Source organism: Leucobacter sp. OLIS6 (genome assembly GCF_002752355.1).
Classification (GTDB): domain Bacteria; phylum Actinomycetota; class Actinomycetes; order Actinomycetales; family Microbacteriaceae; genus Leucobacter.
In genome coordinates this window covers 109,101-127,207 of the sequence record NZ_MRAV01000013.1, presented here as the reverse complement: position 1 = coordinate 127,207, position 18,107 = coordinate 109,101, and the positions used below count along the sequence as shown (strand labels likewise).

The following is an 18,107-nucleotide window of genomic DNA, read 5'->3' as shown; positions in this document are numbered from 1 at the left end:
GTCCGGGGGGACTGATGGAACGCATCGATGACGCTGCACCGGCACCGGAGGCACCGAGCGACGCCGAACTGCTGCTGCGGTTGCGGGGCGGGGATGCGAAGGCCTACGAAACGCTCTGGTCGCGCCACATCGGCGCCGCGCTCCGACTGGCCCGCCGCATCGACCGCGACCGCGCGGAGGACCTCGTCTCGGAGTCGTTCCTCGCCGTCTACCGCCAGGTCACCACCACGGATGCCGGACCCACCGAAGCGTTCCGCGCCTACCTGTTCACCGTCATCCGGAACACTGCCGCGCGCTGGGGCCGCGAGATGGAGCGTTTCCCGGTGCTCCCCGAAGCGGAACCGTTCCACGCGGACGACGGCCTGAGCATCGTCTCGAAGGAGGCCGACGCGGCGGAAGTCCTGGCCGCGTTCCGCGCGCTCCCCGACCGGTGGCAGCGGGTGCTCTGGCTGTCCGAGGTCGACGAGGTGCCGCGCCCCCGGATCGCGGCCGAGCTGCGCATCCGCCCGAACGCGGTGTCCTCCCTGCACCGCCGCGCCCGCGCCGGGCTGCTGAACCACTGGCTCATCCGGCAGGTCCCCGAGGCCCTCCGCACCGATACCGCACACCGCGCGGAGCTGCTCCCGGGGTACGTCATCGGGAACCTCGCCGCCGCCGAGCGTGCTGCCGCCGAAGCTCACCTCACCGCCTGCCCCGCCTGCACCGAGCTGCTCGGGGAGCTCCGGAACTCGGCATCGGCGCTCCAGCGCGCGACGCTCTCCACGGCGGGCTTCGCGGCCCTGGGCTCGACGCTGCCCGCGGCTTCCCCGCTGGCGGCCCCGGCCGCCGCGGGCGGAGCCGCGCTGCTGCTCGGCGTCGCCTCCCAGCTCGGCCCCGCGGGCGCCACCGTGCTCGGAGGGCTCGGCATCGCCGCCTGCGGGACCGCCATCGCGGTCGCCCTGGTCACGGGATCCGTGCTGGGCGGCAGCGCCCCGGATACGGGAGGGCGAAGTTCGGCGTCCGGAACCCCATCGACTCAGCAGACCTCGGTGACCGAGGTCTCCGAGGAGCGGGAACCGGCGCCTCCCCGCATCGCCGCCGAGGACGGCACGAAGAACCCCGACACGGAGGAGTTCCCGCGCCCCGGAACCCCGACGCCACCGTCCGAGGTCCGCACGGGCCGGCACAACACCGACGATTCGATCCCCGAGCTCCCCCTCGTCGACGGTTGGCCGCAGCCGGAGCAACCGGAGCCGGAGCGGCCGCGGCCGGACACCGGCCCGGGGCCCGAGACGGAGACGCCGGCACTTGCGCCGGGGCTCCGGACCCCCACGGATTCCACGGGATACCTCGCTCCCGTCATCGCGGGGCGCACCTCTCCGGGCGCCCGGATCGCGGTCTCGATCGCGGGGAGGCAGTACTCGGCGCCCGTGGATCCGTCCGGCGGCTGGTCCTTCGATCTGCGGGCGTTCAGCGCGACCGCGGGCTCCACCGAATACTCGGTCTGGGCGTACGCGGGAGAACTGCGTTCCGCTGCGGTCGCCGGCCGCTACACGCTCCTCCCGGTCGCGGTCCGCGGGTTCGAGGGGTCCCCGACCATGGACATCTCGGAGGCGAGGACGACCGGACTCGTGCTCCAATTCCAGGGCGCGCCGAGCGGCACCGTCTGCCTGCAGTCGATGGCCGGCCAGGTGGCCTCGGTCCCGCTGGACGCGAGCGGATCCGCCCTCCGACGGCTCCGCATGCAGGCCGGCGGTTTCTACATGTTCACGTTCCGCGCCTGCGACGGAGCGTTCCGCGGAAGCCCGGTCGAGACGTACGCGACGGTCGACGACCCCGACGCTCCGATCTTCGGCCCGTGGGGCCCAGACCCCGAGGATCAAACCTTCGAGCTCTCCGAACTCTGACCCGGCCGGTTGCGAGGGACCCGCGACACCTTTCGCCCCCGGTCGACTCTCCTCGGTGAGGGATGCTCTCGCAGGGCCGCCACCCGGCGCAGACCGCGGGCGCCCCCGCCGCCGTGTGTGATCGGCGGCGTCATCGGAGGGGGAATCCGGATGCTATCCAGGGGAGCTGAGCAGGCGAGGCGCATCGCCGTGGTGGAGCCGCACGTGCTGCAGCGGCACCGGGCTGCGGAACTGCTGGGGACGCTGCCTCCGGTGCGCTCCGTCGATGCATTCGCCTCGATGGCCGACCTCGTCGCTCGGATGCGCGGCTCGGAGCGTTCGACCTGGCCCCACCTGCTGGTCGTCGACCCCGCGACCGGTTCGGGCGCGGAGCACGACCTGAGCGCGATCGCGGCGTTCCGCGCTGCGGGGATGCGGGTGGTGGTGCTGTCGGCACTCGATTCCCGGCACCTGATCCGGCGGATCACGAGGGCCGGGGTCGACGGCATCGTCACGAAGCAGGACCCCGAGTCGGAGCTCCTCCGCGCCGTCGTGCGGGTGCTCGCCGGATCCGCGGCGGTCACCGCGCGGGCGCAGGCCGTCATCGATGCGGATCCGGCGCCGAAGCTCTCCGGTCAGGAGGCGCGGCTGCTCGAACTCTACGCGGCGGGTCGACCGCTGGCCTCGGTTGCGGATCGCCTCGGCGTGCGCGAAGACACCGCGCGCAAGTACCTGAAGCGGATCAAGCTGAAGTACGACGCCCAGGGACGGCCGGCCCATTCGAAGCTCGAACTCGCGTGGCGCGCTCGGGAGGACGGCTTCCTGGATCCCGCTGCGTTCGGATCCGTCGCGTTCTGAGCGGGCGGGCGTAGGGCCCGGCGCGGGTGGGTGTAGGCGCTGACGCGGGCGGGTGTAGGCGCTGACGCGGGCGAACCGGGTGCCGGGACGCAAAAGACCCCCCACGCACCCGATAGAGCCCGACTACCCTTGCTCCGTTTCCGTCCTGGGGGAGTTCGCCGAGATACCGCCACGTGGGGGGCCTTGAAGAGTCTACCGGATTCCGGAGCGGCCGAGTACCAGCCTCGGCCGCTCCGATGCTCCGGTCAGGCGCGCGGGGTCTCCCCCGCGTCGCCCTCGGGCGTTGCGCCGGGCGCGTCCGCCGGGAGCGCGGCGTCCCCCGCGGCCTCCGTGTCCGCCGGGGTTGCGGGCGTCGCGGCAGCCCCCGGGAGGTCGACCGTGCCGGTGACCGCGGCCGTCTCGACCGCCGCCTTCGTCTCGGCCTGCTCTTCGGCGTCCTCGCCGGCGAACTGCGACTGGTACAGCGCGTAGTACGCGCCGCGCTGGGCCAGCAGTTCGACGTGTGAACCCTGCTCCACGATGCGCCCGTGCTCCATCATGAGGATGGTGTCGGCGTCGCGGATCGTCGAGAGGCGGTGCGCGATGACGAACGATGTGCGATCGGCTCGCAGCGCCCGCATCGCCTGCTGCACCAGCACCTCGGTGCGGGTGTCGACCGAGGAGGTCGCCTCGTCGAGGATCAGCAGCGACGGGTTCGCGATGAACGCGCGCGCGATGGTGAGCAGCTGCCGCTCGCCCGCCGACAGCGAGGTCGCGTTCTCTTCGAGCACCGTGTCGTAGCCCTCGGGCAGCTGACGCACGAAGCGGTCGACCATGGTCGCCTTGGCGGCCTCGATCACTTCGTCGTCGGTCGCGTCGAGGCGGCCGTAGCGGATGTTCTCGCGGATGGTTCCGCCGAACAGCCAGGCGTCCTGCAGCACCATGCCGATGTGGCTGCGGAGCTCGGCGCGCGACAGCTGGGTCACGTCGACCCCGTCGAGCAGGATGCGTCCGCTGTTCAGCTCGTAGAACCGCATGACCAGGTTGACCAGCGTGGTCTTGCCGGCGCCGGTGGGACCGACGATGGCGACCGTGTGGCCGGGACGCGCTTCGAAGGAGAGGTCCTCGATGAGGCTCGTCTCGGGATCGTAGCTGAACGAGACGCGCTCGAACTCGACGTGGCCGTCGGTGCGCTCGGGCAGGTGCTCGTTCGCGGTCTCGGGGTCCTGCTCGTCGGCGTCCAGCAGCTCGAAGGTGCGCTCGGCCGAGGCGACGCCCGACTGCAGCATGTTCGCCATGCCCGCCATCTCGCCGATCGGCTGCGAGAACTCCCGCGAGTACTGGATGAAGGCGGTCACGTCGCCGAGCGACATCTGGCCCGCGGTCACGCGCAGCGCACCGACGACGGCGATGAGGACGTAGCTGAGGTACGACACGAACTGCATGGCGGGCATGATGGTGCCCGACACGAACTGCGCGCCGAACGCGGCCTTGAACAACGACTGGTTGCGCGAGTCGAATTCCTCGGTCATCACCTGGTCGCGGTTGAAGATGCGGATCAGCTCGTGGCCCGTGAACGATTCCTCGATGTGACCGTTGAGCGCGCCCGTGTGCTTCCACTGGGCGGCGAACAGCTTCTGCGACCGCGTGCCGACGACGCCCGCGATGATCGCGGAGAGCGGCAGCGCGATGAGCGCGAGCAGCGCCAGCTGCCACGACACGGCGAACATCATGATCGCGATGCCGATCACGGTGAGCGCCGACTGCACGAGCTGCGAGAACGCCTGCTGCAGCGCCTGCTGGATGTTGTCGACGTCGTTGGTGACGCGGGAGAGCACGTCGCCGCGCTGCCCCGTGTCGAAGTAGCTGAGCGGCAGCCGGTTCAGCTTGTGCTCGATGTCCTGGCGCAGCTTGAACACGACCCGCATGACGAGCTTGTTCAGGATGTAGCCCTGGAGCCACATGAGCAGGGACGCCACGAGGTAGAGCCCGAGCACCAGCAGGATGAGGTTGCCGAGCTTCTCGAAGTCGATTCCCTGGCCGGGAACCACGTCGGTTCCCGAGAGCATGTCGGCCAGCTGCGTGTTGCCGGAGGCCTTGGCGCCCTCGATGACCTGCTCGAGCGTCGCGCCCTTCGGCAGCTGGGCACCGAGGATGCCGTTGAAGATGGTGTCCATCGCCTTGCCGAGCACCTTGGGGGCGATCACGGTCAGCACGACCGAGCCGATCACCAGGAGCACGACGAAGAGGAACTTCCACTTCTCGGGGGCGAGCAGGCCGAAGAGCCGCTTGGCGGACGGCCAGAAGTGCTTCGCCTTCTTCGCCGGGGCGCCGCCGAACATGTCGCCGTCCATCTCGCCCGGAGTGAACTCCTCGGCGACCTCGGCCTCGATCACCGCGGCCGCGCCGGGCTCGGCGGTGCGGTCCTTGCGCGCTCCGCGCGCCTTGCGTTCCGCCATCAGACTGCCTCCGCCTCTTCGAGCTGGGACCGGACGATCTCCTGGTACACCGAGTTGTCGGCCAGGAGCTCGGAGTGGGTGCCGCGGCCGACGATCTCGCCGTCTTCGACGACGAGGATCTGGTCGGCCTCGGTGATGGTCGAGACGCGCTGGGCCACGATGATGGTCGTCGCCCCGGCGGTCGCGTCGGGCAGCGCCGCGCGCAGGCGCGCATCGGTCGCCACGTCGAGCGCCGAGAACGAGTCATCGAACAGGTAGACGAGCGGCTTGGCCACGAGCGCTCGCGCGATCGAGAGACGCTGACGCTGCCCGCCGGACACGCTCGTGCCGCCCTGAGCCATCGGCTCGTCGAGCTGCTGCTCCTTCTCTCGGACGAAGTCGTCGCCCTGGGCGACGCGCAGCGCCTCCCAGAGTTCGGCGTCCGTCGCGTCGTCCTTGCCGAATCGCAGGTTCGAGCCGATGGTGCCTGAGAACAGGTAGGGTCGCTGCGGCACCAGGCTGACCGTGCGGGCGAGCTGCTCGCGCGTGAGCGCCGATACCGGCTGTCCGTCGATCGTGATGCGGCCCGATTGCGCATCGAACAGGCGCAGCATGAGGTTGAGCAGCGTCGTCTTGCCGGAACCGGTCGAGCCGATGATGGCCGTCGTCTTGCCCGGCTCGGCGACGAAGCTGACGTTCTTGATGACGGGCAGCTCGGCGCCGGGGAATCCGAAGGTGACGCCGTCGAACGCGATGCGGCCGGCGGTCGGGCTCGGCACCTGCTCGGACTCGGGGAACTCGAGCTCGGAGCGGGTGTCGAGCAGCTCGCGGATGCGCTCGGCGCAGACGACGGCGCGCGGGATCATCATGGTCATGAACACGCCCATCATCACTGCGACGAGGATCTGGATGAGGTACTGCATGAACGCGGTGAGCGATCCGACCTCCATCGATCCTTCGTCGACGCGATGGCCGCCGAACCACAGCACGGCACCCGTCGCGAGGTGCAGGATCATCATGATGACGGGGAACATGAGCACGAACACGTTGCCGACCTGCACCGAGATGCGGGTGATGTTCCGGTTCGCGACCTCGTAGCGGTCGGACTCGAAGTTCTCGCGGACGAAGGCGCGGACCACGCGGATGCCCATGATCTGCTCGCGCAGCACGCCGTTGATGTCGTCGACGCGGGCCTGCATGTTGCGGAACAGCGGCAGCAGCAGCCAGACGAGGAAGCCCACGATCACCGCGAGCGCGGAGACCGAGACCCAGACCAGCCACGACATGCCGGCGTCCTCGCGCAGCGCCATGATGATGCCGCCGATGCACATGATCGGCGTGGTCACCATGAAGTTCAGGGTCATGAGGATCAGCATCTGGACCTGCTGCACGTCGTTCGTGCCGCGGGTGATGAGCGTGCCGGCCCCGAAGCGGGTGGCTTCGAGCGTGGAGAGCGAATCGACCTTGCGGTAGACGCTGCGACGCAGGTCCCGGCCGGCTGCCATCGAGACGCGCGCGCCGAAGTAGACGCCGCCGATCGCGGTGATCACCTGCATGAGGCAGACCGCGAGCATGGTGCCGCCGGTGGACCAGATATAGCCGATGTCGCCCTTGGCGATACCGGTGTCGATGATCTGCGCGTTGAGGCTGGGCAGCCACAGCGCCGCGATCGTGGAGAGGAGTTGGAGGATGAGCACGGCGAGCATCGCGGGCCAGTACGGCTTCGCGTGTTGCCAGGAGAGTCGAAGCAGAGCCACGGGATTCCTTCTTTCGGGGGTCGCGCGTTGCGGCGAGATCGGGGTGCGATCAGACCGGGCCCACGCAGACCAGCGTGCCACAGTAGCAGGATCCTGAACAGGATGCTACAGACCACCGACATTCGGTGCAGACACAAAAAAGCAGGGGCGGACCCACCCGAAGGTGGCCCCCGCCCCTGCTGAATAGCGCGTTAGCGCGAAAAGACCTTAGACGAGCTTGACGCCCGCGCCGGCCTCCTCGAGCTTCGCCTTTGCCTCTTCGGCGGCATCCTTCTTCGCGCCCTCGAGCACGTTCTTGGGAGCCTCCTCGACGAGAGCCTTGGCCTCGCCCAGGCCCAGGCCGGTCAGCTCGCGCACGACCTTGATGACCTGGATCTTCTTGTCGCCAGCCGACTCGAGGACGACGTCGAACTCGTCCTTCTCCTCGACGGCCTCAGCAGCGCCGGCAGCCGGAGCAGCAGCGACGGCAACCGGAGCGGCAGCCGACACGTCGAAGGTCTCCTCGAAGGCCTTCACGAAGTCCGAGAGCTCGATGAGGGTGAGCTCCTTGAACTGCTCGAGCAGCTCTTCAGTCGAAAGCTTAGCCATGGTGTTTCTCCTTGATGTTTGCCCTCAGCGAGTGAGAGCGGGTCTGTGGTTTGTCGCGAATCGGCGTGAGCCGATCCTTATGCGTCCTGCTTCTCCTGCAGCGCACCGAAGCCGCGAGCGGCCTTGGCGGGCAGAGCGTTGAACAGCTGCGCTGCACCGACGAGCGAGGCCTGCATGACGCCTGCGGCCTTGGCCAGCAGCACCTCACGGCTCTCGAGATCGGCGAGCTTGCCTACCTCAGCGGCGGTCAGAGGCTTGCCATCGAAGTAGCCCGCCTTCACCACCAGAAGAGGGTGTGCCTTGGCGAAGTCACGCAGAGCCTTGGCGACCGCGACGGTGTCACCGTGCACGAAGGCGAGAGCCGAAGGACCGGCCAGCTCGTCGTCGAATGCGGTGACCCCGGCAGCGTTGGCCGCAATCTTGGTCAGCGTGTTCTTCGCCACAGCGTACGTCGCGTGCTCACGGATGCTGTTGCGCAGCTCGCGCAGTTCAGCAACCGTCAGACCGCGGTACTCGGTCAGCAGGACGGCGGACGACTCTTCAAACTTCTGCTGAAGATCGGCGACCGTTGCTTCCTTCGTAGCCATGGCGCTCCCTAATAATGTCTTCTCCGAGAACGGGTGCTCTCGGAGGCCGGACCGCCGAAAAACGAGAAAAGCTCCGGCGCGCACGCACGGAGCTTCAGAATCTTGGAAACCAAGAAGTGGAGATTCGTACCTGCGCGGGTCTTCGCTCTCGCGATCGTTCCGGGATCCTTGCGGACCCTACCTGCGGTCTTTGGCCGAAGAGAACTCTATCCCATCGGTGCGGGATCGCGCAACACGCACGATCCCGCACCGATGCGAGCCGGTCAGCCCGCCGGCTTGAGGATGTAGCCCGCGCCGCGGATCGTGTGGATCATCGGATCGCGCCCCTCGTCAATCTTCTTGCGCAGATACGAGATGTAGAGCTCGACGACCGTCGCCTTGCCGGTGAAGTCGTAGCTCCACACCCGGTCGAGGATCTGCGCTTTGGACAGCACCCGCTTGGGGTTGCGCATGAGGTAGCGCAGCAGTTCGAACTCGGTGCTCGTCAATTCGATCAGGTCGCCCGCTCGCTCCACCTCGTAGCTCTCCTCGTTGAGCGACAGGTCGCCGACGCGGATCACCGGGTCGGCGCTGTGGTTCTTCGAGTTCTGCGACCGGCGCACGAGGCCGCGCAGACGGGCGATGAGCTCCTCGATGCTGAACGGCTTCACGACGTAGTCGTCACCGCCCGCGGTGAGCCCGTTCACCCGGTCGTCGACCGAGTCGAGCGCGGTGAGGAACAGCACGGGCACCATGTGACCGGCCGCGCGCAGGCGCGAGAGCACCTGCAGACCGTCCACGTCCGGCATCATGATGTCGAGCACCGCGACGTCCGGGTCGAACGAGGCGATCGTGTCGACCACGCCGCCGCCCGATCCGAGGGTCTCGACCTCCCAGCCCTCGTACCGCAGCGCCATCGCGACGAGCTGCGTGATCGACTCCTCGTCGTCGACGACGAGGGCCCGCAGCTTGCGCTCCGAAGCCTCTGCGATGCCGGTGCCGTTCGTCTCCGCTGCCCCTGTGCTCATGTCTGGCATTGTTTCCGCCGCCGCTGGACGTGCGCTGTGCGCGAGCCGTTGCTCCCCTCGCACCGAGTGTCTGAATCGCCGCGCGACTTTCCATGGGAGAATTCGAGCGATGTCTGTTTCGAGCCCCGAGTACCACCAGCGGATCGTGACCGACGGCAACGACCGCATGGAGTGGATGCGAGCGCGGGCCCGCGGGATCACCGCGACCGACGTCGCCAAGCTCTCCACCCAGCGCTCGATCGAGTCCGCCGCCCGCGAGAAGCTGCACGGCAGTCGTTTCACGGGAAACGCGTACACGGAGCACGGCAAGGCGCGCGAGCCCGAGATCGCGGCGTGGGTGCTGCGCGAGTACGGGATCGCCCCGAGCCAGGCCCTGTTCCACGCCTGCGGCGACATCCGCCACCTCGCGACGCCCGACGGGCTCGTGCAACGGGAGGCCGGGCCGCTCGAACTGGCCGAGATCAAGACCACCAACAAGGAGTGGCGCTCGATCCCCCGCAACTACCTGCGGCAGATCTGGTGGCAGCAGTACGTGCTCGGCGCCGAGCGCACGCTGATGGTGTGGGAACGGCACGAGAACTTCGTCCCGGTCGGCGAACCCGAGGTGCGCTGGGTGGATCGCGACGAGAGCGAGATCGAGCGCCTCGTGAAACTCGCGGGCGACCTCATCGACGTGCTCATCGCCCGCACCAGCTGAGGAGGTGTCGCGGGTGGGCGGGTGCGCGCCGGCATCCCCCGCTGCTGAAGCGGGGAACCCCCCGGCGATGTCGCTCCTTCGTCGCGCCACGCCAAACCCCGATGCGCATCAGCGGAATACCGGCGCACCCCCTTACTCGATTTGGCGATGCTCAGGGGCCGGGGAGGATCCTCGTGGCCGTCGGGTCGAAGGGCGGGGCCGGGCGCTGGGGCGGCTGCGCCGTGTCGAACCAGCCGAACGGCGCCTGCCCGGTCTCGCCACCGGTGCCAGAGCCTCCGCCAGCGCCCCCGGCACCGCCGCCGAGCCCGGCACGGTAGTTCTCCTCGATGAGTTCCTGCAGCGCATCGACCGCGCGCTCGACCGCGGGCAGGTCGTGCAGACGGGTCGGCGGCTCGGCTCCGACGAACAGTTCGATGTCGCCCGAGCCGATCATGCGCTGGCCGATGCCGCGCCGGCTGCGCACCTCGCGGATGCGGCTGAGGGGGATCTCGCTGCGGCGACGGATGAGCACGCCCCGATGCATGATCACGCGCCGGGTGGTCACGGTGATGCGGTCGGCGAGCCAGCCCACGATGGGCCCGAGTCCGAGCAGCAGCGCCACGAGCGCGGCGCCCGCGGCGACGGCCAGGTTCATCCACGCTTCGGGGAGCGCCCCCGCCCAGAAGCCCGCTGCCGCGGCGACCGCGCAGAGCACGATCACGGGCAGCACGAGCCGCCGTCCGTGCCGGTGGCTCCGGAACACGACGGACTCGGGACGCAGCTGAGCGGCGGGCGCCGCAGCGCCCACCGCTCGATGCTCCGGGAAGAACTCGCTCATGCCTGCGAGTCTGCCCCGTTCGCCTGAGTGCCGGGCTGTGCCGCGCCCGACTCGCCGGCGAGTCGCTCACCGGTCTGCGCGGCCCAGTTCTGCGCGGAGTCGATCGAGGCGTGCGCGGTCTGCTCGGCGGCCGAGCCGAGGTGCTCGGTCACTCCGGAGACGCGCGCGTCGCGGCTCGCCGAGGACGCCGCAGTTCCGCCCGATCCGGCTTCGACCGCCGAGGACCCCGCGGACGCCTCGACCGGTCGTGCGTGCGCCGCGCGGCGCGGCTGTGCGGTCGACTCGTCGCGCGAGGCGCGTCCGGCGGCGGCACCGGCCGCGGCACCGCCCGCGACGCCGTTCAGCATGGCGGCGAGGTCGATGCCGACCGTGTCCTTGGCCATCTCGAGCAGGCCCTTGATGTTGCCCATCGCCTCGCCGGCCACCTTCGAGGTGCCGTCGGCGGAGACCACGGTCATGTTGTCGATCGCACCGATGGCGCGCGAGTACTCCGCCGCGATCTCCGGCAGCAGGTGGATGAGCTCCTGCGCGAGCACGGCCTGCGACTGGGTCTCGAGCGCCCGCGCCCGAGCGTCGATCGCGGTCGCCTCGGCGGTGCCCTTCGCCTCGAGCGCTGCGGCCTCGGCGCGACCCTCGGCCTCAAGCGCCTCGGATGCGGCGATACGGGCGGCGCGGCTCGCGAGACCCTCGCGCTCGACCGCCTTCGCACGGCCCTCTGCGGCCGAGACGGCCGCAGAGGCCTCCGCCTTGGCGAGCGCTTCGACGCGGTACGCCTCGGCCTCGGCGACGGCGCGCACGTCGGCGTTCAGCTTCTCGGTGCGGAGCGCGACCTCCTTCTGCGCGGTGATCTGCTGCTGCTCGACGATCGCCTGCTGCTGGATCGCCTGCTCGAGGGGGTCGGCGGCCTGCGCCTGCGCGTTGGCCTTGTCGGTCTCGGCCTGGATCTCGGCCTGGCGCAGCTTCAGCTCGCGGTTGCGATCGAGCAGCACCTTCTCGGCCGAGATCTTCGCCTCCTGCGAGGCCTGGTAGGCGTTGGTCTCGGCGATGTCGGCCGCCTGGCGCACCTTGGCGGCCTCGGGGCGGCCGATGTTGGCGATGTAGTCGGCGCCGTCGCGGATCTCCTGGATCTGGAGCGTGTCGACCACGAGGCCCTGCTTGGTCAGCGCTTCCTCGGCGGCCTCGAGCACGCTCTGGGCGACGACCGCGCGGTCGCGGATGATCTGCAGCACGGTGAGGCCGCCGATGATCGAGCGGAGCGAGCCCGACAGCACCTCCTGCGTCGACTCGTCGATCTCGTCGGAGTTCGAGAGGAATCGCTGGGCGGCCGCGCGGATCATCTCCTGCGTGCCGCCGACCTTGACCACCGCGACGGCCTGCGCCTGCATGGTGATGCCGTCGGTGGTCTGCGCCTCGGTGGTGATGGAGAGCCGGCGCGAGCGCAGCGAGATGGTGAAGGACTTCTGCACGAAGGGCACGACGAAGACGCCTCCGCCGGTCACGACCTTCTGACCCGAGAGGTCGCGACTCTTGTTGCCGGAGGCATCGACCACCTCCTTGCCCTTGCCGCCGGTGACGATGATGGCCTCGTCGGGTTTGGCGATGCGGTAGCGCTTGATGATGACGAGCGCGATCAGCACGAGCGCGATGATCGCGCCGAACACGCCGATGATGGCTGGGCTGGCGAAGAGTGACATGTCGTCTCCGGTCGGGATCGGGGGCGGTCGGGGAGGGTCAGATGGCCGGCGATGCCGTGGTTTCGGCGGCGGGGATCGGTTCGACCCGCACGGAGGTCGCGGTGAGGGTCTGGATGATCCGCACCCGCGTGCCGCGGGGCAGCGGTTCGCTCGCGTCGGCGGTCGCCGCGAGCGAGACGCGCTCGCCGTGGCGCACCAGCGCGACCTCGCCGAGTCCGCCGACGGGGATCGGGAGCACCACGCCGGCTTCGGCGCCGACGAGCTCCTCCCCGCTCACCGCGGTCGAGGACTCGGCACCGCGGATCAGTCGGGTCAGCCACCAGGCGAGCGCGCCGCCCAGCAGCCCGGCGAGCGCACCGATGATCGCCGCCATGGGGGTCGAGAGCCCGGCCCCGACGCACGCGAAGGACGCGAAGCCGAAGATCGAGGTGAACGCGGCGATGGTGGTGAGGCTCAGCGGGCCGTCGCCGAAGTCGAAGGCGTCGAAGATGCCGTCGAGCACCAGGGAGATGACGAGCAGGATCGCGCCCAGGATGCCGATCAGCAGGAAGATGCCGCCCGCCATGAGCGAGCCGTCGAGCAGCCGTTCGAACCACTGGACGATGTCCATGCCGCCTCCTTCGGTCGCGAACCGGCTGATAGTACGGGAGTCTATCGAGGCTCCGGCAGCCGCGGTACCGCCGCGAGCAGCTCGCGCGAGTACGGTTCGCGCGGTGCGCGGAAGAAGTCGGCTCCCCCGAGTTCGACGAGCCGGCCGTCGCGCAGCACCGCGACCCGGTCGCAGAGCCGGTGCACCGCGGCGAGGTCGTGCGAGATGAACAGCAGCGCGAGCCCGAGCTCGCGGCGCAGGCGGTCGAGCAGGGCGAGCACCTCGACCTGCACGGCCACGTCGAGGGCGCTCGTCGGCTCGTCGGCGACGAGCACGCGCGGATCGAGCGCGAGCGCGCGGGCGATGGCGACCCGCTGCCGCTGCCCGCCCGACAGCTCGTGCGGGAACGCATCGAGCAGCGCGGAGTCGAGCCGGACCTGCGCGAGCAGTTCCGCTGCACGCGCTCGGACGTCCGCGCGCGGCACGATCCGGTGCGCACGCAGCAGTTCGCCGAGCGTCGCCGAGACGGTCATGCGCGGATCGAGCGACGAGCCGGGATCCTGCGGGATCAGCTGGATCGCGCGCAGCTGCTCGCGGGTGCGCCGCGCGGGCATGGGGACGCCGTCGAGCAGGATCTCGCCGCCGTCGAGCGGCAGTTGCCCGCAGATCGCCCGGGCGACCGTGGTCTTACCCGATCCCGATTCGCCGACGAGACCGAGCGCCGTGCCCGGCGGGACGTCGAAGCCGACCCCGTGGACCGCGATCCCGCGGCCATAGGAGATGCGCGCGTCGACCACCCGGAGCCCCGCGCCCGCCACCGCGCTCACGGGGCGTCCCCGTCCGACGGGGAGCCCGGCTCGCCGACCGGCTCGAGGCGGGGCAGGCGCGGCGCCGCAGCGAGCAGCGCCCGCGTGGCCGGGTGGCGCGGGTCCCGCTGGAGCTGCTCGATCGTGCCGGTCTCGACCACGCGACCGCGATCCATCACCGCGATGCGCTCGCAGAGCGCCGCGACCACCGCGAGATCGTGGCTCACGAACAGCAGGGTGAGCCCGCGTTCGCGGCGCAACTCGTCGAGTTCGGCGAGCACACGCCGCTGCACGGTCACATCGAGCGCCGTGGTCGGTTCGTCGCACAGCAGCGCGTCGGGGTCGCCCGCGAGCGCCAGCGCGATGACGACGCGCTGGCGCTGGCCGCCCGACAGCTCGTGCGGGTACGCGCGGAACGCGCGCTCGGGATCCGGCAGGTGCACGCGGTCCAGCAGCGCGAGCGCCCCCGCGCGCAGTGCGCCGCGCCCCGCGCGGATCCGCCGCTCGGCGTCGCGCGCCCGCAGTGCCTCGACCAGGTGGGTGCCGACCCGGGTCAGCGGATCGAGCGCCGTCTGGGGGTCCTGGAACACCATCCCCGCGCGACCGCCGGCCTCCGCCGAGCCAGCCGAGACGCGCGTCCCCCCGGGCAGCAGTCCGAGCACCGCCCGCAGGGTCAGGCTCTTGCCAGATCCGGAGGCGCCGACGATGCCGAGGGCCTCGCCCGGTGCCACCGCGAGATCCACGCCGTCGACGAGCGGGCGCGGATCCCGCTCCCCGGTCTCGACGACGAGCCCGCTGATCGCGACCGCTCCGGTCGGCAGGGATCCGGTCGGCAAGGATCCGGTCCGCCGCGCTCCGTCACGCTCCGCCGCGCTCATCGTTTCACCCGCCAGGCGTCGCCGAGCCCGTCTGCGACGAGCGAGAGCGCGACGCCCGTGAGTACCACGGCGAGGCCCGGCCCGACTCCGAGCCACCAGTTGGTGGTGATGAACGGCTGCGCCTCGGCGAGCATGGCGCCCCAATCGGGCGTCGGCGGCCGTACCCCGAGCCCCAGGTAGCCGAGCGTGACGATCGCGACCATGATCAGCACGATCTCGGTCATGAGCAGCACGATCGCCTGCGGCAGGGCGTTCGGCAGCAGGTGGCGCAGGATCACGCGGGCGTGGGACAGCCCGCCGCCGCGGGCGGCTCGCACCCAGCCGGCGTCGCGCATCGAAGCGGCGAGCGCACGGATCACGCGCGCGTAACCGGTCCAGCCGACCAGCGCGAAGGCGACGACGATCCCGAACTCTCCGGCACCGAGCGCGAAGACCAGCGCGATCACGATGATGTAGAACGGGAATGCGATGACGGTGTCGACGAGACGCGAGAGGGTCCAGTCGACCGCACCACCGAAGTAGCCCGAGAGCAGCCCGACAACGACCCCGATGACGAAGGGCGCGACGGCCGCGGTCACGGCGATCCGCAGATCCGTCTGCGCCGCGTGCAGGATCCGCGAGAGGACGTCACGACCGAGCTCGTCGGTGCCGAGCCAGTGCGCGGGCGACGGCGGGAGCAGGCCCGCGGTCAGATCCTGCGCGGTCGGCGAGTACGGCGCGATCACGGGAGCCAGGAGCGCGACGAGCACGAGGAGCACGGCGAGACCGGTCCCGATCGCGAGGGTGCGGGATCGGCGGGCTCGGTTCCAGAACGTGCTGCGCGCGGCGCTGCGCGGCGCCGGTGCGGGTGCGGGTGCGGGTGCGTGTGCGGGCGCGGTCATCGGTCGCTCCCCCGTCGCAGGCGCGGATCGAGGATCCCCAGCAGGGCGTCGGCCGCGAGGCCCACGAGCACCACGAGCACCGCGCAGTAGAGCGCGATGCCCTGCACCACCGGGAAGTCGCGGCTGCCGATCGAGGTGAACAGCAGCATGCCGATCCCGTTGATCGCGAACACCTTCTCGATCACGAGCGTGCCGCCGATGAGGGTCGCCGCGTTCACGCTGAGCAGGGCGAGCGTCGGCAGCGCCCCGCCGCGCAGGATGTGCCGGGTCCAGATGCGGAGCTCGGGGATGCGCGCGGCGCGCAGCGTCGTCACGAAGTCGGCCGTCACCACCTCGAGCAGCTGCGCGCGCAGCGAGCGGATGAGGGGCGGCACGAGGCTGAGCGACACCGCGAGCGCCGGCAGGATCAGGCTGCGGATCGGCTCGCCCGCTCCCGTGCCGACGCCGCCCACGGGGAACCAGCCCAGGTGCACCGCGAACACGATGATGAGCAGCAGGCCGATCCAGAACATCGGCATGCCGAGGCCGATTGCCGGGATCACCCGCACCGCGTGATCGATCGGCCCGTTCGGCCGCCGCGCCGCGGCGAGCGCGAGCGGCACCGTGATGAGCACGGCGAACAGCAGGGCGAGGGCGACGATGCCGAGGCTGATGGGTGCGCGCTCGAGGATCAGGTCTCGCGTCGACGCGCCCGACACGAGCGATGGGCCCGTGTCGCCCTGCGTGAGGAGTCGGCCGAGGAAGTCGCCGAACTGCTGCCAGAGCGGGAGGTCGAGGCCGAGCTGCTCGTGCAGCTCGGCGACCGCCTGGGGCGTCGCCCGCTCGCCCAGGATCATCTGGGCGGGGTCGCCGGGCACGAGCCGCAGCAGGAAGAACACGCCGACGACGACCCCGAGCATCACCGGGAGCACGGTGCCCAGCGTGCGCAGGGTCGCGAGGCCGATCCTGCGCACGCTGCTCATGCGTCCTATTCCATCATCTCCGTGCCCGGCCGCGGGCCGCCCGTCGGACGGCCCGCTCGCGCACGGCTACTTCGCGATCCAGGCGTCCTGGAACCGGATGCTGCCGTTCGGCCGCACGGCGAGGTCGTGCACCTTCGCGGTGGTCGCCTTGAGGTTGCTCGGGTAGAACAGCGGGATGTAGGGCACCTGCTGCGCGAGGATCCGCTGGATCTCGACGTAGATCTTCTTGCGGGCGTCGCCGTCTGCCGTGGTGCGGCCCTCGTGCATCAGCTCGGTGACCTTGGCATCGGTGTAGTGGGTCCAGTACGACTTGCTGAAGCCCTCGGGATCGGCCTGGAAGGTGACCAGCCCGTTCGGATCGGGGGCGTCGGACTGCCCGCTGTTGATCATGAAATCGAACTTGTAGGCCTTGAACCGCTCGCGGAACGCGGCGAGGTCGATCTGCTCGATCTTCACGGTGATGCCGATCTTCGCGAGCGCCTCCTGCACGATCTGGGCGATCTGCGCGCGCTGCGAGTTGCCGCTCGCGATCAGCAGGGTGGTCTCGAAGCCCTTCGGGTACTTCGACTTCGCGAGCTCGTCCTTCGCGGCCTGCTCGTCGAAGGCGAGCGCGATGCCCTTCTCGGCGTCGGCGGAATACTCGATGGTGGGCGGGATCAGGCTGTTCGCGACCTCCGCGGTGCCGAAGGTCGTCGCCTTCGTGATGCCGTCGCGGTCGAGCGCGTGGGCGATGGCGCGGCGCACGTGCTCGTCGGCGAAGCGGGGATCCTGCGTATTGAAGAACAGCTGCTCGATCTCCCAGGAGCCGTTCTTCACGAGCTTCGTGGCGGAGCCCGAGCCGATCTGCTTCGCGGCCGACGCCGGCACGTCCTCGATGGCGTCGATCTGGCCCGCGGTCAGCTGCTGCTGCAGCTGGGTGTCGTCGGGCACGACGGTGTAGACGAGCGTGTCGAGGTACGGCTTGCCCGACTGCCAGTAGTGGGTGTTCTTGGTGAAGACGAGGTCGCCGTTCGGGTCCCAGGACTCGACCGCGAAGGGGCCGGTGCCGACCGGTTTCGTGAAGAACTCGGCCTCGGTCTTCCCCCCGAAGTCCTTCGGGAAGATGCCGTTGGCGAAGCCCGAGAGCTCCGAGAGGAACGGGGTGTACGCCTGCTTCAGCGTGATCACGACCGTGTTCTTCGCGGCGTCGCCCGAGCCGGGTTCGATCGAGGCGATGGGCGCCTCGAGCGGCAGCGGTCCGCCGACCTTCAGGTGGCGCTGCAGCGAGAACACGACATCGGCGGGGGTCACGGGGGTGCCGTCGGAGAACTTCGCTCCGGATCGGAGCGTGAACGTGTAGACGAGACCGGCCTGGTCGATGTCGTACTTCTCGGCGAGCCAGGGCACGATCTTGCCCGTCTCGTCGAACGACACGAGCGGCTCGAACACCTGGTCGATCGCGAAGGCGTTGTTCGCGGTGATCTGCTGATTCAGATCGAGCGAGTCGACCGCGGCGGCGCGGCCGAGCTTCAGCTGACCGCCCGAGACGGGCTTGGCGGCATCGCCCGAGCCGCTGCCGCCGCTCGCGGGAGCGCAGCCGGCGAGCAGCAGCGCTGCGGCAAGGGTGGCGGCGGTCGCTGCGGCGAAGCGCTGCGCGCGGCCGGTGCGGGATCGCTTGGGGATCACGGTGGTCCTCATTCTCGAGTGTGCGGTGCGGGGTGGGAA

16 protein-coding genes and 1 other RNA gene are annotated in these 18,107 nt (G+C 70.2%); 3 read left to right on the top strand and 14 right to left on the bottom strand.

All coding sequences use genetic code 11. The features are described from left to right. Window positions 1-14 precede the first annotated feature (14 nt). Window positions 15-1,886 carry a sigma-70 family RNA polymerase sigma factor gene (locus tag BMH31_RS10070; RefSeq protein WP_099724119.1) on the top strand — a complete coding sequence of 624 codons (1,872 nt, stop codon included), beginning with the start codon at window positions 15-17 and terminating at the stop codon, window positions 1,884-1,886. A gap of 189 nt (window positions 1,887-2,075) precedes the next feature. After that, complete coding sequence (locus BMH31_RS10065) at window positions 2,076-2,723, top strand: response regulator transcription factor (protein WP_099724120.1); 648 nt, start codon at window positions 2,076-2,078, stop codon at window positions 2,721-2,723. An 89-nt stretch (window positions 2,724-2,812) separates the two neighbouring features. Here BMH31_RS10065 and ffs read toward each other — a convergent pair. The 6 genes from ffs to BMH31_RS10035 all read right to left on the bottom strand — a co-directional run bounded on the left by ffs (window position 2,813) and on the right by BMH31_RS10035 (window position 9,079). Further along, window positions 2,813-2,909, bottom strand: an RNA gene (ffs, locus tag BMH31_RS10060) — signal recognition particle sRNA small type. A 59-nt stretch (window positions 2,910-2,968) separates the two neighbouring features. After that, window positions 2,969-5,056 (bottom strand): ABC transporter ATP-binding protein, encoded by a 2,088-nt coding sequence (locus tag BMH31_RS10055; protein WP_241898240.1) that lies wholly within the window; start codon window positions 5,054-5,056, stop codon window positions 2,969-2,971. 104 nt (window positions 5,057-5,160) lie between these two features. Beyond that, window positions 5,161-6,897 carry an ABC transporter ATP-binding protein gene (locus tag BMH31_RS10050; protein WP_099724122.1) on the bottom strand — a complete coding sequence of 579 codons (1,737 nt, stop codon included), beginning with the start codon at window positions 6,895-6,897 and terminating at the stop codon, window positions 5,161-5,163. A 207-nt stretch (window positions 6,898-7,104) separates the two neighbouring features. Continuing rightward, window positions 7,105-7,485 carry a 50S ribosomal protein L7/L12 gene (gene rplL / locus BMH31_RS10045; protein ID WP_099724123.1) on the bottom strand — a complete coding sequence of 127 codons (381 nt, stop codon included), beginning with the start codon at window positions 7,483-7,485 and terminating at the stop codon, window positions 7,105-7,107. Between the two features lie 77 nt (window positions 7,486-7,562). After that, entirely contained in the window at window positions 7,563-8,072 is a 510-nt protein-coding gene (rplJ, locus tag BMH31_RS10040) for a 50S ribosomal protein L10 (protein ID WP_046454234.1), read from the bottom strand. Window positions 8,073-8,335: 263 nt separating this feature from the next. Continuing rightward, complete coding sequence (locus tag BMH31_RS10035) at window positions 8,336-9,079, bottom strand: response regulator transcription factor (RefSeq protein ID WP_199068294.1); 744 nt, start codon at window positions 9,077-9,079, stop codon at window positions 8,336-8,338. Between the two features lie 109 nt (window positions 9,080-9,188). Here BMH31_RS10035 and BMH31_RS10030 point away from each other — a divergent pair, with 109 nt between their 5' ends. After that, window positions 9,189-9,776: a YqaJ viral recombinase family protein gene (locus BMH31_RS10030; RefSeq protein ID WP_099724125.1), complete on the top strand. Its 588-nt coding sequence runs from the start codon at window positions 9,189-9,191 to the stop codon at window positions 9,774-9,776. A 151-nt stretch (window positions 9,777-9,927) separates the two neighbouring features. Here BMH31_RS10030 and BMH31_RS10025 read toward each other — a convergent pair whose 3' ends face one another. The 8 genes from BMH31_RS10025 to BMH31_RS09990 form a co-directional block, all read right to left on the bottom strand. Next, window positions 9,928-10,593 carry a PH domain-containing protein gene (locus BMH31_RS10025; protein ID WP_099724126.1) on the bottom strand — a complete coding sequence of 222 codons (666 nt, stop codon included), beginning with the start codon at window positions 10,591-10,593 and terminating at the stop codon, window positions 9,928-9,930. Continuing rightward, complete coding sequence (locus BMH31_RS10020; protein WP_241898235.1) at window positions 10,590-12,287, bottom strand: flotillin family protein; 1,698 nt, start codon at window positions 12,285-12,287, stop codon at window positions 10,590-10,592. Before BMH31_RS10020 ends, BMH31_RS10025 begins: the two co-directional genes overlap by 4 nt. 37 nt (window positions 12,288-12,324) lie before the next feature. Continuing rightward, on the bottom strand, window positions 12,325-12,897 hold the full coding sequence (locus BMH31_RS10015) for a hypothetical protein (protein WP_099724127.1): 573 nt from the start codon (window positions 12,895-12,897) through the stop codon (window positions 12,325-12,327). Between the two features lie 41 nt (window positions 12,898-12,938). Beyond that, a complete protein-coding gene (locus BMH31_RS10010) occupies window positions 12,939-13,703 on the bottom strand; it encodes an ABC transporter ATP-binding protein (RefSeq protein ID WP_099724128.1) in 765 nt (254 codons plus the stop codon). Then, window positions 13,700-14,560, bottom strand: a complete 861-nt coding sequence (locus tag BMH31_RS10005; protein ID WP_099724129.1) for an ABC transporter ATP-binding protein — start codon at window positions 14,558-14,560, stop codon at window positions 13,700-13,702. The genes BMH31_RS10010 and BMH31_RS10005 overlap by 4 nt, the downstream gene beginning before the upstream one ends. Further along, window positions 14,557-15,441 carry an ABC transporter permease gene (locus BMH31_RS10000; protein WP_099724130.1) on the bottom strand — a complete coding sequence of 295 codons (885 nt, stop codon included), beginning with the start codon at window positions 15,439-15,441 and terminating at the stop codon, window positions 14,557-14,559. The genes BMH31_RS10005 and BMH31_RS10000 overlap by 4 nt, the downstream gene beginning before the upstream one ends. Continuing rightward, a complete protein-coding gene (locus BMH31_RS09995) occupies window positions 15,438-16,403 on the bottom strand; it encodes an ABC transporter permease (RefSeq protein WP_241898234.1) in 966 nt (321 codons plus the stop codon). Before BMH31_RS09995 ends, BMH31_RS10000 begins: the two co-directional genes overlap by 4 nt. A 66-nt stretch (window positions 16,404-16,469) precedes the next feature. Then, window positions 16,470-18,080, bottom strand: coding sequence for an ABC transporter substrate-binding protein (locus BMH31_RS09990; protein WP_099724183.1), 1,611 nt, complete (start codon window positions 18,078-18,080; stop codon window positions 16,470-16,472). Window positions 18,081-18,107 lie beyond the last annotated feature (27 nt).

Coding starts and splice junctions, on each gene's coding strand:
- BMH31_RS10070 (WP_099724119.1), top strand. CDS start 15: ATGGAACGCATCGATGACGCTGCACCGGCACCGGAGGCACCGAGCGAC.
- BMH31_RS10055 (WP_241898240.1), bottom strand. CDS start 5,056: ATGGACGGCGACATGTTCGGCGGCGCCCCGGCGAAGAAGGCGAAGCAC.
- rplL (WP_099724123.1), bottom strand. CDS start 7,485: ATGGCTAAGCTTTCGACTGAAGAGCTGCTCGAGCAGTTCAAGGAGCTC.
- rplJ (WP_046454234.1), bottom strand. CDS start 8,072: ATGGCTACGAAGGAAGCAACGGTCGCCGATCTTCAGCAGAAGTTTGAA.
- BMH31_RS10035 (WP_199068294.1), bottom strand. CDS start 9,079: ATGAGCACAGGGGCAGCGGAGACGAACGGCACCGGCATCGCAGAGGCT.
- BMH31_RS10030 (WP_099724125.1), top strand. CDS start 9,189: ATGTCTGTTTCGAGCCCCGAGTACCACCAGCGGATCGTGACCGACGGC.
- BMH31_RS10025 (WP_099724126.1), bottom strand. CDS start 10,593: ATGAGCGAGTTCTTCCCGGAGCATCGAGCGGTGGGCGCTGCGGCGCCC.
- BMH31_RS10020 (WP_241898235.1), bottom strand. CDS start 12,287: ATGTCACTCTTCGCCAGCCCAGCCATCATCGGCGTGTTCGGCGCGATC.
- BMH31_RS10015 (WP_099724127.1), bottom strand. CDS start 12,897: ATGGACATCGTCCAGTGGTTCGAACGGCTGCTCGACGGCTCGCTCATG.
- BMH31_RS10005 (WP_099724129.1), bottom strand. CDS start 14,560: ATGAGCGCGGCGGAGCGTGACGGAGCGCGGCGGACCGGATCCTTGCCG.
- BMH31_RS10000 (WP_099724130.1), bottom strand. CDS start 15,441: ATGACCGCGCCCGCACACGCACCCGCACCCGCACCCGCACCGGCGCCG.
- BMH31_RS09995 (WP_241898234.1), bottom strand. CDS start 16,403: ATGAGCAGCGTGCGCAGGATCGGCCTCGCGACCCTGCGCACGCTGGGC.
- BMH31_RS09990 (WP_099724183.1), bottom strand. CDS start 18,080: ATGAGGACCACCGTGATCCCCAAGCGATCCCGCACCGGCCGCGCGCAG.